This is a genomic window from Verrucomicrobiia bacterium (assembly GCA_035577545.1).
Taxonomy (GTDB): domain Bacteria; phylum Verrucomicrobiota; class Verrucomicrobiia; order Palsa-1439; family Palsa-1439; genus Palsa-1439.
In genome coordinates, this window is sequence record DATLVI010000006.1 from 1 (window position 1) to 14,632 (window position 14,632).

Genomic DNA, 14,632 nt, shown 5'->3' on the forward strand with positions numbered 1-14,632 from the left:
TGTGTTAATGTTCATTCGGAGGATCAGGCGGCAACCCGGTGGATGCACCCAATCCTCTGGTTCGCAAACAGGTGCAATAAACCCTGTCCTGTTATGACGCGGGCTGGCCTCTCTGTCCGTCCCCTTTTTCTCAATTTTGATGTTGCAATTCTTTGCAGCAGGGCACAGCATCTGCTTGCCTTAGCACGCAAAGTCGAACAAGGAGGACTCAATGGCTAAGAAATCTGGTGCAGGCGGGATCATTTTGATTGCTGTCGTTTTGGCAATAGCCGCCATTTACTTGGTTTGGAATATGAAGCGGCAGCAGGATTTGCAGTCCGAGAAGTATTGGACTGAAGTGGTTACCGCGCTGCAGGATATCCCGGCTCGCACCAAAATAACCCGCGAAATGATTACCTTGACCCGCTATCCGAAAGAACTTGTTATCGACGGTGTCATCCGAAATCCCCAGGAAGCGGACGGACATACTACGTTGGTGAGAATCAAGGCCAAAGAACAAATTCGTACATCTGATCTCCTCGGTCAGGGACAGGCTCCAGGACTGGCGTTCGACATTCCCCCCGGCATGCGCGCTATTGCCATCGGCGCCGGCGAAGTCATGGCCGCCGGTAGCTCCGTAAAACCCGGCGATCGCGTTGATATTTTGGCCACTTATACGGATCCGGTCGCGCACCAGGAAACCACGCAGATGATCCTGCAAAACGTGCTCGTGCTCGCCGTCAACGAGGGCGTGACCGATCAGCAGGGCAAGCAAGGCGCCAAGAGTTCGATGACGCTGGCGGTCAAGCCGGAAGAAGCGGAATTGCTTACGGCCGCGGATCGCGCCGGTGCGTTGCGGGTGGCGCTACGCGGTATTAACGAGAAAGCGGTAATCGCGAGTCAGGGTGTTGGCACACGGGATTTCCTCGGCCCCAATACCCTTAGATTCTCTACGACGGCTCCCGACACGCTGAAGTCGACACCGATCATCATCAGTCCGCCACGAAACCAGCGGCCGGAAATCAAGGTTTACCGGGGTTCACAAGAGACGACCGTACCGCAAGAATAGTTGGAGTTCACAGGAATTCGAAAAAGGAAAGGACAGCGTAACATGAAGAAGATGCAATGGAGGGGAGTGGGGATTATCGCGGTGCTGTTGGCCGGGCTATTGGTGATTTCCGACGTCCGCGCTGAACAGCAAACCGTCCAGGTGAGTGTTGGTGAGTCCGTAGTGGTTCCGAGCGAGAACGTCTCGAAAATTGCCCTGGCCGATCCGTCCATCGCGGACGTCGTCAATCTGTCCGACAAGGAACTCAGCATTATCGGCAAGAAAGCCGGTGTCACCACCCTGACGATTGTCAAAAACGATAACTCGGCAACCCTGATGTATCGTATTGAAGTCGGCAACGACGCGGCAGCGGTCACCATCCGCCAGATGATCGGAAACAACAACATCAACGTCCATGCAATTGGCGATGCGCTGGTGCTTGACGGGAAGGTGAACGACGAAATCGAAGCGCAGCGCGCGGCGCTGATCGCCGGCGCTTACAAGGCGCAAGTCGTCAATCTTTTGGAAGTCACGAAGCCCCGCCAGATCAAGGTCCGCATCCGCATCGCGGAGGTAAATACAGAGGCCATCAAGAACATCGGTTTCCAATGGTTTGGACCGCAAGGCCAGGTACAGTACGCCATGCAGTATATCGGCGGCGGATCGATCGTGAATGGCTTTATCCCGACCGCCAGCGAGTTTGGCTCCGCGGGAAGCTCGATCACCCCGACCACCGTGACATTGACGATGCTGTTGGATATGCTGATCACAAAGAGCTATGGACGCTTGCTTTCGGAGCCCACCCTGGTGACCTTTAGTGGGAAGGAAGCGAGTTTCCTCGTCGGCGAAGAGATTCCCATCATCCAGCAATTGCCCCAGTCGTTCACGGTCGAATTCAAGGAAGTCGGCGTGCGCATGAAGATCAAACCCACGGCCGACAGCGAAAACCGGATTAACACGACCATTCATGCGGAAGTCAGTCAGGTGATCGGCACGGGTGCGAATAGCATTCCGATTATCGGTGCCAAAACGGCCGATACCACGCTGCAAGTCAACGACGGGCAAACCATCGTGATTGGTGGTTTATTGGAAAACAACGTCAATCGCGACGTGCTGCGGAAGCTGCCCTGGCTGGCTGAGATTCCGGTCATTGGCGCGCTGTTTCGCGACAAACAGTTCGACCAATCCAAGCGAGAAGTGCTGTTTTTCATGACACCGGAAGTGATCAAGGACATCGACGTTGACATGGCCAGTGCCCCGAAGACCCCTGGATTGCAGCATTGGGTTACGACATGGAACAAGGGAAAGATGATCGAGCCGCCGGATAAGAAGGATGACTGGGGCTTGCACAATCCTCAGCACATGGGCTTTCCTGTGAATGACGAGGATTCCGTGAAGCCGGCCAAGAAAGCAGCCAAACCGGCGGCCAGTGCGGCACCGGCCACGAAGCCTGCGTCGACAGCAAAACCGGCGACGGCGCAGCCGGCAGCGACTGCACCGACAGTGGCAACACCGCCCGTTGCAGCCCAGCCGGCAACCGGCACCCCGGCCCAGGAGCCATCGACAAACTATTCTCCGTCCCGACCGGCGGAGTAATGGCGGGGACGTTGGCGCTTGCCGGTATCGAAAGTGCTAGGTATATATAGGCGTATACTGGCAAGAGCGTTGTAAGCTGGAACTATGGATCGCATCACCGTCATCATTGCGGAAAACGAGCTCAGTGAGCGTGAAAAGCTCAAGGGCCAGCTCGCCAACGAGCAGGACATCGAGGTCATTGGAGAAGCGCGCGATGGCAAGGAGTGCCTGGAACTCGTCAAGCGACACCGACCATCCGTCGTGCTCATCAAAGAAGATCTGCCGATTGTTAGCGGGCTAACGGTCGCGGAACAGCTCTCGTCTGAACTCCCCGAAGTGGGTGTGATCCTTATCCTGACCGGCTCGGAGGGCCAGGAGGTCTGGCACAAGATGCTCCGCGCCGGCATCAAAGAATTCCTTACCCACCCGTTCCCGGTGGATCGGCTCCTCGAAGAAGTCCGCAAAGTCCACGGCATCCAGTCGAAGGCGGCGAAACGCGCGACTACCACGGCACCCTCGGCGCCCGTGGAGACGGAAACCGCGAAACGACGGGTCATCACCATCACCGGTCCGCGCGGCGGCTGTGGTAAGACTGTCATTGCGGCAAATCTTGCAGTGGCCCTGGCCGGCGTGAGTGAAAAAGTGGCGCTAGTCGACCTGAACCTGTGGGGCGGCGATGTCGCCATGCTCCTGGATGTTTCGCCGAAGCGCACGTTGGGCGATCTGTTGCCGGGTTTCGGTGGCATTGACTACGATGTCGTTGACAGCGTCATGTCCAAGCATGCGTCGGGTGTCTCAGTGCTGGCGGCCCCGTTGACGGGAACCTTTGACGGCTCGACGCTCTCTCGCTATATGGTGCAGAGCATCCTCGAAGCTTTGCGCGAGAACTACGAGTACACGGTCATCGATACCGGCTACGCCAATCTGGAGTCCACTCTTGCCGCGATGGATTACTCGGATCTGATTCTTGTGGTCGTGGGAATGGATTTACCGCGGTTGCGCGACGGGAAGCTTTACTTGAAGAATCTCCTTGCCGCCAATTACCCGAAGGAGAAGATTCGCGTCATCGTTAATCGCTCCACAAATTCGAAGGAAATCTCCGCGTCGGAGGTCGAGACGATTCTGGAGTTTCCAGTGACGACACAGATCCCCAGTGACGACGGGCTCGTAGGTTCATCGGTGAACCTCGGCCAGGCTTTTGTCAGCTCCAGCCCCGGCAAGCCCGTGTCGAGGGCGGTCCTGACCCTGGCGGAAATGGTGTCGCCGGCAGGCATGTCTGCAAAGAAACGATCAGGGAAATGGTTTTCGTTTATGCAATAAATGTGAGTTAGCGTGAGGCGTGGCGGACTATGGCGAACACCCCGGAAATCAGCACACAATTATATCTCGAGTCCAAGAACGCCATTCTGGCGTACTTGATCCAGAATATTGACCAGAAACTTCTCGAAAAAGGCGACGAGGCGCTGTTGCGTCGGCGCGTCGAGGAATTGGTCGAGGAGAAGCTTCGTTCCGAAAAGTTGCCGTTCTCGCGCCAGATGCGCAACCGGCTGGTCTCCGACATGGCCGACGAGATTCTCGGCTTTGGGCCCATCGAACCGCTGCTGCGCGACCCGACCGTCACCGAAGTCATGGTCAACCGCCCCGACCAGGTCTATTGCGAACGGTTCGGCAAACTTGAATTGACAGACATCCAATTCCGTGACCTCCAGCATATTCGCCACGTCATCGACAAAATAGTCACCCCGCTGGGCCGCCGCGTTGATGAATCCAGCCCGATGGTGGACGCCCGACTGCCCGATGGCTCGCGCGTGAATGCCATCATTTCGCCGCTGTCCCTCAACGGCCCGGTGCTCACGATTCGTAAATTCTCGGTCGACCCGTACACCGTGGAGGACCTGATCGGGTTTGGCACCCTGACCCAGGGCATGGCGGCCTTCCTGGCCGCCTGTGTAAAGGTCAAGCTCAACGTGCTGGTATCGGGTGGATCCGGTGCGGGCAAGACGACGCTACTTAATGTCCTCTCGTCCTTCATTCCTGAAGGCGAACGCGTGGTTACGGTCGAGGATGCGGCGGAATTGAAGCTCCACCAACCTCACGTCGTGCGGCTCGAGTCGCGCCCGCCCAATATCGAAGGCAAGGGTGAAATCAAAATTCGCGACCTCGTCCGCAATTGCCTGCGTATGCGTCCTGACCGCATTGTGGTCGGCGAAGTGCGCGGCGGCGAGGCTCTCGACATGTTACAGGCGATGAACACCGGCCATGAAGGTTCCATTTCCACGGTTCACTCCAATACGCCACGCGATGCGCTGGCGCGCCTGGAGACGATGGTCATGATGTCCGGCATGGAGCTGCCTTCGCGCGCCATCCGCGAGCAGATCGCCGCGGCGGTGCACATGATCGTCCAAATCGGGCGCTTGAGCGACGGCAGCCGCAAGGTCATCAGCGTGACTGAAATCCAGGGGATGGAAGGCAACGTGATCGTCTTGCAGGATCTGTTCACTTTCCAGCAGAAGGGCGTCGGCGAAGGCGGCAAGGTGTTGGGAACGATGCAAGCCACGGGGATGGTGCCGAAGTTTATCGACCGCTTCAATTCAGCGAGCATCCATTTGCCCTCAGAGATCTTTAAGAGAACGAGCGAGGTTCGTTAACATGCCCATTCTGTCAGTCATCTACATTCTGGTTGTGGCGGCGGTTCTGTTGCTCGCCTACGGCGTGTATTTGCAGATGACGCGGCGGCGTGCCATCCTGGCCGAGCGTCTCGAGACATACGCCAACATTGAAGAGGAAGCTGCGCGGAACACCGATGATGAATTGCAGAGGCTGAGTCAGCTTCCGCGGTTCTTGCACATGGTGTTTGGGTCCGGGTACATGTTGCGGGTGGAGGAAGACCTCGCGCGCGCTGATATTCCGATGCGTCCCACCGAGTATCTGTTACTGCGGGTGGTGCTCGTGGGCCTGGGGTACATAATCGGCCGCTACTTTTTCGGCTATTTCCATAGCGGGGTCATCCTGGCTGTGATTGGTTTTATCGCGCCGATTATGTTCGTGCGCGTGCATCAGAACCGGCGCCGCGCCAAGTTCGTCCGACAATTGGCCGATGCGCTTATGTTGTTGACCAACTCCCTGCGCTCTGGCTACGGCTTCCTCAAGGGGCTGGAGCTTATTGCGAAAGAGATGGGCGATCCGATTTCCAAGGAATTGAACCGTATGTTGCGGGAGGTCAATTTGGGCACGACGGTGGACGATGCGCTGTTGAACCTCGGGCGCCGCGTGAACAGCCAGGACCTGGACATTGTCATTGGCGCCTACCTCGTGCAAAAGGACGTCGGCGGCAATCTGACCGAGATCATGGAAAAGGTCGCCGAGACGATCCGCGAGCGGTTGCGCATTCAAGGAGATGTGCGTGTGTTGACGACGCAGGGCAAGCTCTCAGGGTTCGTGGTCGGTTTGATGCCCTTCGTGGTTTTTCTGGTCCTGATCGTGACGGCCCCGGATTATTTTAACTCCATGTTTGGGCCTCCGATCTGGTGGCATTTCCTGGGCCACGATGTATCGATGGGCGTAGTCATGCTGGTGTCGGCAGTGGGTTGGCAGTTTATTGGGTTTTACATGATCTACAAGATCGTCTCCATGAAGGTCTGATATGTTTATCTTCACCGTCATTACGGTAATTTTGGCGATTATACTCGCGGCAGTGGGGTTCTACCGCACGTCGGATCAATTTACCGTCGGCAAGCGCATCGAACAGATCATGATCGCGGACGCCCAAACGGCGGAAGAGGAGTTGGCGAAACCGTTTGTTCAGCGCGTGCTGTTGCCGCTCGGCGATTCCGTGGCGAAACTCTTTCGCGGGTACACGCCGGCCGAGATGTCCGAACGCACGCACAAGAAGCTCGTGAGGGCCGGGCTTTTCCCGCGCGTGACCGCGAGACAATTGATTGGCCTCTGCTGGTTCAGTGCCTCCGCCTGCGTCGTCATGGTGTTCCTGGTGATTATCGTCAGGGGTGCGCCAGGGGGACAGTTAAGCTACACGGACCCGACCAATATACTGCTATTACTGCTCGGAGCGGTGGGCGGATACGGCCTGCCGCAGTTTGTGCTCAGCAGGAAAATACGGACACGGCAGGACCTGATCCTAACAAACCTGCCGTACTCGATTGATATTCTTTCAATCAGCGTCGAAGCTGGCATGGGTTTCGATGCCGCAGTCGGCTATACGATGCGCAAAATCAAAGGGCCGTTGGCGGAGGAGTTTTCCAAGACCCTGAATGAGATCCGCCTTGGCAAACCTCGCTTGGAGGCCCTGGAGGATTTGGGCAATCGACCCGGAGTGGACGACCTGAAGACGTTCATTACGGCCGTGGTGCACGCCAGTCGCCTGGGGGGCAGCATCACCAATACGCTTCGCATTCAGGCGGATTCGATCCGTGTCCGTCGCCGCCAGCGCGCGCAAGAACAGGCCATGAAGGCCCCGATCAAAATCGTGTTTCCCCTGGTCCTGTTCATTTTTCCCGCGCTCTTCATCGTTTTGCTCGGACCCGCAATCGTGAGCATTTGGCGCCAACTCCAGTAAAAGGCGCAGGAGTAGATTTCGATGGTTTTGGTTAACGCCACGAAGAAAACAGTCGTCTCCGACAATTGCCATTTCGCCAATACCGTCCTGAAGCGCATGGTCGGGTTGCTGAACCGGGGGCACCTCGACAAGGGCGAAGGCCTGCTCATTGATCGCTGCCATGGCATTCACACGTTCGCGATGCGTTTTCCCATCGACGTGCTGTTTCTCGATAAGGACTTCTGCGTCATCCGCGCCGTGAAGGCCCTGCCCCCATATCGTATGTGTGCCGTCAAGAAGTCTGTTTACGTCCTGGAAGTTCCCGTCGGGGCGCTCGATACCTCGCGCACGGGGGAAGGCGACCAGATTCAGATTCGCACCGCCAACAGCGACACTTTGACCAGCGGGCGCGTTGCCGGGACGGAAAAGATGCCGACCAGCTCCTAGGCCCGTCGGTCGGCTCTCGGGATCAGGTAATTCCCTGCCACCCGGCAATACTTTTCGGCCCAACCCTTGATCTTCACGCGTTCCGTCGCGCTGAGGGCGCTGACCACCCTGGCGGGCGCTCCGTAAACCAGCGAACCCGGCGGTACTTGCAATCCTTCGGTCAACAAGGCTGCCGCACCGATGATACTCTGTTCGCCAACCACCACACCATTCATCAGCACCGCCCCCATGCCAATCAGCACCTCGTCGTGCACCGTGCACCCGTGCAAGATCGCGCGGTGCCCCACGGTCACATAACTGCCCACGACGCACGCATGGTCGTCCGCGACGTGGCACACGCTGTTGTCCTGGATGTTCGTGTGATGGCCGATGACGACCCGGTTGATGTCGCCACGCAGGACGCTGCCGAACCAGATGCTCGACTGTTCCCCGATCTGTGTGTCGCCAATCACTCGCGCGCTGTCGGCGATGAACACGCCCGCGCCGAGTTGCGGCTTTTTGCCTAGGTATTCAAGGACATTTCCCATGATGCGAATTCTGGCGATGCTCGTTGCAAAATGCAAAGCAGATTTGGCAAGATTCGACTGTCGTATGACGAAAGGAAAACCAACGCCGCCAAAATGGATCGTTGTCCGCCTCGGTGGTGATATGAACTGGTGGCTCGATGAAGCCAGCACGGATGTGTACTGGGGCGAGGGCGCCCGCGGCCTGCTCGACCCACGCCAGGTCGAGTATCTGGTCGAAATACTGGAGGAATACCAGTCCTACGGTTTCCAGCGTCAACTCCTCGAGGACGCTTTCCAGTTGTTCCAACTTGAGTCCGAACTGGATGACGATCGTCTCCGCCTTGCGCCCGCCGAAGAGGACGACTTTGACGCGGGCGGGCAGCTCTTCGCCCTGCCGCTGATGAATGACGAAGAAACGGGCGTTTATTACGATTTTCTCGATGCGCTCAGCGCCGCTCGCATCCGCAAGCTCAACGCCACGCACAGCTACGCCTGTGACTGCACGGAGTTGGAAATGCAGGAGGAACTCGCGGCACTCGACCGCGACCGCTACGTCGCGTCCGAGAACATTCACTGCTTCGATGCGATCAATGAAATCCTCCAATGGAGCCCTGCCGAATGGGACGAACCCGGCTCCTAGCGCTGTTCATTGCGAGCCTTGGTAGCACGGCGGCTCTGGCGGCTGATTGGTCGGTGTTGGAACGGTACCAGCAGACGATTTCGCGCGCCGAGTTTGACACTCTCCTAACGAAGGTCTATTGCCCATCCGGCGCGCTGACGAATTACCTGGGCTTTGGCACGAACTCGGTCACCATCTTTTCCGCGACGGAAAAGAGCAACGCTCTCTTCACGTTGCGATTCGCCGCCGCATCTCCCAGTGTTCCGCTCCTGCGTTTCAAGCGGATCGCCCTGGATCCCGGCCACATCGGCGGCGCCTGGGCGCGGATGGAGGAACGATTCTTCGAGCGTGGCAAGGACCGTCCGGTGCAGGAGGCCGAACTCAATCTGATGGTCGCCCGCCTGCTCAAGACGCGGCTCGAAGCGGCGGGAGCACAGGTGTTCCTCACCAAGGACAACTTTGAGCCCGTGACTGACAAGCGGCCGGAGGACTTCCAAGCGCAAGCCGAGCAAGAGATCAAAGCGTCCATGCGCTTCGACACCTTCCCGCCGTTGGAACGCGAAGCTGCGTTTGCCGATGCCGTCCGCAAGCGCGCCGAACTGCTCTTTTACCGCAGTTCCGAGATCGCCGCTCGCGCCAATCTGTTGAACGAAAAGATCAAACCAGACCTCACGATCTGCCTCCACGTGAACGCCATCGAGTGGGATGAATGCCAGGATCTGGTGGATGACAACCGCCTGGTGGTCTTCGTCAATGGCAACTACCTCGCATCGGAACTGAAAGACGACGACCAGAAGCTGCGGTTGCTGGAAAAACTCCTGGAACGCTCGCACTCCACGGAATTGGCCACCGCCGGGGCGATTGCCACTGCGCTCGCGCGCGCTACGAAACTTCCTCCTGTGGAATATGGCCCGAACAGTGGCTCGGTTCACGTGGGTGATAACCCGTACGTCTTCGCCCGCAACCTCGCGGCGAATCGGCTCGTCAACGGCCCCGTCGTCTTCCTCGAACCGTACTACCAGAACAATCGTGTTGTCTATCAACGCGTCCAGATGGGCGATTATGAAGGCCTCCGTGACGTGAACGGCGCGCCCATGAAAAGCATCTTTCGCGAATACGCCGACGCGGTGGCGGAGGGATTGAGCCGGTTAATTGCCCGGTAGCTTGTGGCGAAATTGCTCCACCAATCTACGGAAGCGGCTCTCGTAGAGCATGTCGTAGAAGCGGAACCGCTCGGGAAACAGGCGGGCAGCTTCCGTCCGCAGAAACAGCCGTTCGATGCCGATGTCGCGCTCGGAAATGTCCGTGGCCACAATGAGAAAGCTGAGGCGATCGATACGTCGCTGCAATCTGCGGTAGGCCTGTTCGCTCGGAAACATGGCCTTACGGTAGCACAGCTTGTGGGACCGCGCGAACGGCCCCTCTGGAACTACCTAATGTGAGGGCACTTTTCGAGTTGATTTTCACCGGCGACGCACCCAGAATGATTCCATGATTTTGGCGATCTTGATGGTGTTGGGGGCGGGGATTTTCCGGCTGGCGGCACACGAGTTCCAGTGGTGGAACATCGCGCCGCTGGCCGCCATGGCCCTAGTTGGCGGCATGTACCTCGGACGCCGCTTTGCGCTGTGGGTGCCGCTGGCGGTGCTGGTGCTGACGGACATCATCCTCAACATGCAAATGGGTTACCCCGCTTTCTACTGGCCGCGCGCGTTTGATTATGGCGCGTTCCTGCTGGTCGGCCTGCTTGGCCTGTGGGCCCGTGGACGGAAACCCGGGGTCAAGATTGGCGCGGCGCTCGCGACGCCATTTCTTTTCTTCCTGGTCAGCAATTTCGCTGTCTGGCTGTTCGGATTGAATCTCGCAAACGCGCCCTACGTGAAGACGTTCTCTGGCCTGATGGAATGTTATGCCGCCGCCTTGCCGTTCCTGCGCGGCACCGTGATTGGTGACTGGGCCTTCATGGCCGTGTTCGCCTTGACGGCCGTACTCGTGCGGCATTTCTCGAGCGAACGCCAACACGAGTTGGCATCAGAAGTTCGGGTCTGAAATTTCGTCACTCCCCGATAATCTTCACGAGCACGCGCTTGCGGCGTTTACCGTCGAATTCACCGTAGAAGATTTGCTCCCAGGGGCCGAAGTCCAGTTCTCCACTGGTGATCGCGACAACTACTTCCCGGCCCATGATCGTGCGCTTTAAGTGCGCGTCGGCGTTGTCTTCGCCCGTATTGTGGGCGTATTGGGAATGAGGTTTCTCAGGCGCCAGTTTCTCCAGCCACTTTTCAAAGTCCTGATGCAGGCCCGATTCGTTGTCATTGATGAATACGCTGGCGGAGATATGCATGGCGTTGCAGAGCAGCAGACCTTCCTTGACCCCGCTTTCCCGCAGACAGGTCTCGATCTCGGGCGTGAGGTTGACGAAGCCGCGTCGCGAAGGGATGTTGAACCAGAGTTCCTTGCGGTAGCTTTTCATGGCTTCCACAATAGCGTTTGTGCTAAGAATAACAACCGGAGAACGACCCATGAAGATTGCCAGCGTCAAAGAGATTCCTTCGGAGAAGGTGGACATGGATGGCGCGAAGGATTGCCAGGTCAAGCTTGTGGTGACGGCACGCGATGGCGCGCCGAATTTCGCAATGCGCATTTTCGAAGTTTCGCCCGGCGGCCATACGCCGTTGCACCATCACCCCTATGAGCATGAGATTTTTGTGATGGAAGGGCAGGGGACGGTCTGGCGTGATGGCAAGGAAGTGGCGATCAAGCCCGGGGACGTTCTTTACATTCCAGCCGACGAACAACACCAATTCAAGAACGCCAGCGACCAGGCCTTTAAGTTTATGTGCCTGATCCCGGCGAAATTCCAGAAATGCTGAACGCCAATGGCCCGGCTCACCAACATTGTCACACGCACCGGTGATGACGGCACGACGGGGCTGGCCGGTGGCGGGCGCGTCAGCAAAGACTCGCCGCGGGTCTGGGCGTTCGGCACGGTGGACGAGTTGAATTCGGCAATCGGCGTTGCCCGGTCCCTGAATACCGATCCCGATCTCGATGCGCGCCTGGGCCATATCCAAAATAATTTGTTCAACCTCGGCGGGGAGCTGGCCACGCCGCCAGATAAATTTCAAAAAGGCATGCCGCATATCGAGCACCAGCACGTCATCGACCTGGAGAAGCAGGTCGAGGAATTGACCAAAGAGTTGGGACCCTTGCTGGAGTTCATCCTTCCCGGCGGTGGCCCGGTCGGCGCGCAGCTGCACGTCGCGCGGACGATTTGCCGTCGGGCGGAGCGTTTCTGCGTACGCCTGGGCGGAGAGGAGACTGTCGGCGAATTTGTGATTCCCTACCTGAACCGTTTGAGCGACGCGCTTTTCACGTTGGCCCGTTGGAGCAACAAGAAGGCCGGCGCGAAAGAGACGTACTGGAAGAAGTGACGCGCTGTTTATGCACTAACGAGCGTCTCACCGAATCTCGATCCCAACGCGGCAAACACGATCTCGGCGATCTGCACGAGGTTGAACCGCGAGTTATCGATCACCATGTCGGGAAGAAAGGGCTGGTGGGGATCGAGCACGAAAAAAGTGTCAATATAGTGCCGGCGTTGTTTCTCGCCTTCATCGACGACCTTCTCCGCCTCGCGCAACGACAGATCGCGGACGGTGGCGATGGTGTGCACCCGCCAGGCACGGGGCGCCACCAGGCGGACGTGCATGCCGTTGCGAAGATCCTGCGTTACGAGCGAACTTCCGCGGCCCACCAGGACCGCGTGCCCATGCACGGCCAGCGTGCGGATGACTTCCGCGAGTTTGCGCACGACCACGGCGTCGGCCACTTTGCGGTTGATGATATTGTCGAACAGCTCACTCATTTCGTCGCGGCGCTGGCCGTCCAGCATCTCGAGGATCGCGCGCTCGATGTGCAACTCCTCGGCAACCTTGTCGAGCAGTTCACGGTCGTAGGACACCCAGGGAATGGAAGGGCGGCAGCGTTCGTTCAGGAGTTCCACCAACTGCTGCGCCAGCGGCAGCGCTTCACAACCGAATTCACGGGAAATGGCGACGAACGGGTACGTTTCGAGACGACGGGTGTTGCCGAGAGGCTTGATCTTTTCCCAAGCGTGAACGTGTGCGGCAATTCGCGCCCCGACATCCGAGCCGACCCAACCCTGAGAGATCCTGGTCATTTCGCGACTACAGCATAGTCCGCAACCTTCAAACGCGCAAGCGCACGTTGGAGGGAGGCCTTGGCCCGGACCATGTCGAAATCGGGAGCTGCTTGTTGCAACCGTTGTTCCGCGCGCTGCTGCGCACGGCGGGCGCGCTCAACGTCGATGTCCTCGGGGCGCTCGGCGCTGCGCGCGAGCACCGTCGTGCGCTCCTTCTGCACCACGAGGAACCCGCTGCCGACGGCGACATACTGGTCCTGTCCGTCGGGCAGGCGCATCCGCAACGGGCCGGGCTTGAGCGCGAATACGAACGGCGCGTGGTTCGCCAGGATCTCAAACACGCCCTCCTGGCCGGGGGCGATGACGAAGCGGATTTCTTCGCGCAGGAAGAGCTTTTGCAGCGTGAGAACTTCAAATGGGAATGTCTTCTCGTCGGCCATGACGCGGTTACGCTTTCATCTTCTCGGACTTGGCCCGGGCTTCCTCGACAGCGCCGACCATGTAGAACGCCTGTTCCGACAAATCGTCATGTTTGCCTTCAAGGATCTCGCGGAAGCTGCGCACGGTATCGCCGATGCGCACGTATTTGCCGGGAATGCCGGTGAATTGTTCGGCCACAAAGTTCGGCTGCGACAGGAAACGCTGGATTTTGCGCGCCCGAGAGACCGTAAGTTTATCCTCTTCGCTCAATTCTTCCATACCCAGGATCGCGATGATGTCCTGCAGGTCCTTGTAGCGTTGCAACACCTGCTGCACGCCACGCGCGACTTTGTAGTGTTCCTCGCCGACTACCAGCGGGTCGAGAATCCGCGAGGTCGAGGCCAACGGATCGACGGCGGGATAGATGCCCAGCTCGGAGATCTGGCGTGAAAGCACGATAGAACCATCCAAATGCGTGAAGGTTGTGGCCGGCGCGGGATCGGTGATGTCGTCGGCGGGTACATATACTGCCTGCACCGATGTAATCGAACCGCGCTTGGTGGAGGTGATGCGCTCCTGCAGGTCGCCCATTTCCGTGCCCAGCGTCGGCTGATAACCGACGGCGCTCGGCATGCGTCCGAGCAACGCGGACACTTCCGAGCCGGCTTGCGTGAAGCGGAAGATGTTGTCGATGAACAGCAGTACGTCCTTGTTTTCGTAATCGCGGAAGTATTCGGCCTGCGTCAGGGCTGAGAGCGCCACGCGCAGACGCGCGCCCGGCGGTTCATTCATTTGGCCGAACACCATCACGGTGTTGGCGATGACACCTGACTCGGTCATTTCCAAATAGAGATCGTTGCCTTCGCGGGTACGTTCACCGACGCCGCCGAAAGCGGAATAGCCGCTGTGTTCCTTGGCGATATTGCGGATCAATTCCTGAATGAGGACGGTCTTGCCAACGCCTGCGCCGCCGAACAAGCCGACCTTGCCGCCTTTGGCAAACGGGGCGAGCAGGTCGATGGATTTCAGACCCGTTTCAAACTGTTTCGTCGCCGGCACCTGTTCCTCGAACGGTGGCGATTGGCGATGGATCGGAAGTTTCACCTTCGCGTTGATGGGGCCCTTGCCGTCGATGGGATTGCCGAGGAGGTCAAGAATGCGGCCGAGTGACGCCGGGCCGACGGGCACCGTGATCGGCGCGCCGGTGTCAATGGCTTCCATGCCGCGCACGAGGCCTTGTGTCAGGTTCATCGCCACGGTGCGGACCGTATTGTCGCCGAGATGGCCCGCGACCTCGCATGTCAGATGAATGCCGCTGGCC

The 14,632-nt window shown here is 58.4% G+C and carries 18 protein-coding genes; 12 read left to right on the top strand and 6 right to left on the bottom strand.

What is annotated here, in order from left to right; translation table 11 throughout:
- Window positions 1-211: 211 nt before the first annotated feature.
- The 7 genes from cpaB (at window position 212) to VNL17_01530 (ending at window position 7,601) form a co-directional block, all read left to right on the top strand.
- A complete protein-coding gene (cpaB, locus tag VNL17_01500; GenBank protein HXI82746.1) occupies window positions 212-1,048 on the top strand; it encodes a Flp pilus assembly protein CpaB in 837 nt (278 codons plus the stop codon).
- A gap of 42 nt (window positions 1,049-1,090) precedes the next feature.
- On the top strand, window positions 1,091-2,623 hold the full coding sequence (locus tag VNL17_01505) for a pilus assembly protein N-terminal domain-containing protein (GenBank protein ID HXI82747.1): 1,533 nt from the start codon (window positions 1,091-1,093) through the stop codon (window positions 2,621-2,623).
- A gap of 84 nt (window positions 2,624-2,707) precedes the next feature.
- The gene (locus tag VNL17_01510; protein HXI82748.1) at window positions 2,708-3,922 is read left to right on the top strand and encodes a response regulator; all 1,215 of its coding nucleotides are present in this window, start codon (window positions 2,708-2,710) and stop codon (window positions 3,920-3,922) included.
- Between the two features lie 29 nt (window positions 3,923-3,951).
- Window positions 3,952-5,250, top strand: a complete 1,299-nt coding sequence (locus tag VNL17_01515; protein ID HXI82749.1) for a CpaF family protein — start codon at window positions 3,952-3,954, stop codon at window positions 5,248-5,250.
- 1 nt (window position 5,251) lies between these two features.
- Window positions 5,252-6,244 carry a type II secretion system F family protein gene (locus VNL17_01520; protein HXI82750.1) on the top strand — a complete coding sequence of 331 codons (993 nt, stop codon included), beginning with the start codon at window positions 5,252-5,254 and terminating at the stop codon, window positions 6,242-6,244.
- Between the two features lies 1 nt (window position 6,245).
- Entirely contained in the window at window positions 6,246-7,175 is a 930-nt protein-coding gene (locus VNL17_01525; GenBank protein HXI82751.1) for a type II secretion system F family protein, read from the top strand.
- A gap of 21 nt (window positions 7,176-7,196) precedes the next feature.
- A complete protein-coding gene (locus VNL17_01530; protein ID HXI82752.1) occupies window positions 7,197-7,601 on the top strand; it encodes a DUF192 domain-containing protein in 405 nt (134 codons plus the stop codon).
- On the opposite strand, the gene VNL17_01535 is transcribed toward VNL17_01530, so the two are convergent.
- The gene (locus VNL17_01535; GenBank protein HXI82753.1) at window positions 7,598-8,128 is read right to left on the bottom strand and encodes a gamma carbonic anhydrase family protein; all 531 of its coding nucleotides are present in this window, start codon (window positions 8,126-8,128) and stop codon (window positions 7,598-7,600) included. The two genes, VNL17_01530 and VNL17_01535, sit on opposite strands and share 4 nt — an antisense overlap.
- Before the next feature lie 64 nt (window positions 8,129-8,192).
- Between VNL17_01535 and VNL17_01540 the strand changes: the two genes are divergently transcribed.
- Entirely contained in the window at window positions 8,193-8,747 is a 555-nt protein-coding gene (locus tag VNL17_01540) for a hypothetical protein (GenBank protein HXI82754.1), read from the top strand.
- The gene (locus VNL17_01545; protein HXI82755.1) at window positions 8,726-9,889 is read left to right on the top strand and encodes an N-acetylmuramoyl-L-alanine amidase; all 1,164 of its coding nucleotides are present in this window, start codon (window positions 8,726-8,728) and stop codon (window positions 9,887-9,889) included. Before VNL17_01540 ends, VNL17_01545 begins: the two co-directional genes overlap by 22 nt.
- Here VNL17_01545 and VNL17_01550 read toward each other — a convergent pair.
- Entirely contained in the window at window positions 9,875-10,105 is a 231-nt protein-coding gene (locus VNL17_01550) for a hypothetical protein (protein HXI82756.1), read from the bottom strand. The genes VNL17_01545 and VNL17_01550 overlap by 15 nt on opposite strands.
- A 112-nt stretch (window positions 10,106-10,217) precedes the next feature.
- On the opposite strand from VNL17_01550, the gene VNL17_01555 reads away from it, so the two are divergent.
- Complete coding sequence (locus tag VNL17_01555; protein HXI82757.1) at window positions 10,218-10,775, top strand: DUF6580 family putative transport protein; 558 nt, start codon at window positions 10,218-10,220, stop codon at window positions 10,773-10,775.
- Between the two features lie 7 nt (window positions 10,776-10,782).
- On the opposite strand, the gene VNL17_01560 is transcribed toward VNL17_01555, so the two are convergent.
- Window positions 10,783-11,199, bottom strand: coding sequence for a secondary thiamine-phosphate synthase enzyme YjbQ (locus VNL17_01560; GenBank protein ID HXI82758.1), 417 nt, complete (start codon window positions 11,197-11,199; stop codon window positions 10,783-10,785).
- Here VNL17_01560 and VNL17_01565 point away from each other — a divergent pair.
- Together VNL17_01565 and VNL17_01570 are read left to right on the top strand one after the other, a co-directional pair.
- Window positions 11,198-11,599 carry a cupin domain-containing protein gene (locus tag VNL17_01565; GenBank protein ID HXI82759.1) on the top strand — a complete coding sequence of 134 codons (402 nt, stop codon included), beginning with the start codon at window positions 11,198-11,200 and terminating at the stop codon, window positions 11,597-11,599. The genes VNL17_01560 and VNL17_01565 overlap by 2 nt on opposite strands.
- A 6-nt stretch (window positions 11,600-11,605) precedes the next feature.
- On the top strand, window positions 11,606-12,160 hold the full coding sequence (locus VNL17_01570) for a cob(I)yrinic acid a,c-diamide adenosyltransferase (GenBank protein ID HXI82760.1): 555 nt from the start codon (window positions 11,606-11,608) through the stop codon (window positions 12,158-12,160).
- An 8-nt stretch (window positions 12,161-12,168) separates the two neighbouring features.
- Here the strand turns inward: VNL17_01570 and VNL17_01575 are convergent, their stop codons facing one another.
- The 3 genes from VNL17_01575 to atpD form a co-directional block, all read right to left on the bottom strand.
- The gene (locus tag VNL17_01575) at window positions 12,169-12,909 is read right to left on the bottom strand and encodes a cytidylate kinase-like family protein (protein HXI82761.1); all 741 of its coding nucleotides are present in this window, start codon (window positions 12,907-12,909) and stop codon (window positions 12,169-12,171) included.
- The gene (locus tag VNL17_01580; GenBank protein HXI82762.1) at window positions 12,906-13,331 is read right to left on the bottom strand and encodes a F0F1 ATP synthase subunit epsilon; all 426 of its coding nucleotides are present in this window, start codon (window positions 13,329-13,331) and stop codon (window positions 12,906-12,908) included. The genes VNL17_01575 and VNL17_01580 overlap by 4 nt, the downstream gene beginning before the upstream one ends.
- A gap of 7 nt (window positions 13,332-13,338) precedes the next feature.
- Window positions 13,339-14,632, bottom strand: a 1,294-nt coding sequence (gene atpD / locus VNL17_01585; protein HXI82763.1) for a F0F1 ATP synthase subunit beta, incomplete at its 5' end; no start/stop codon positions are given.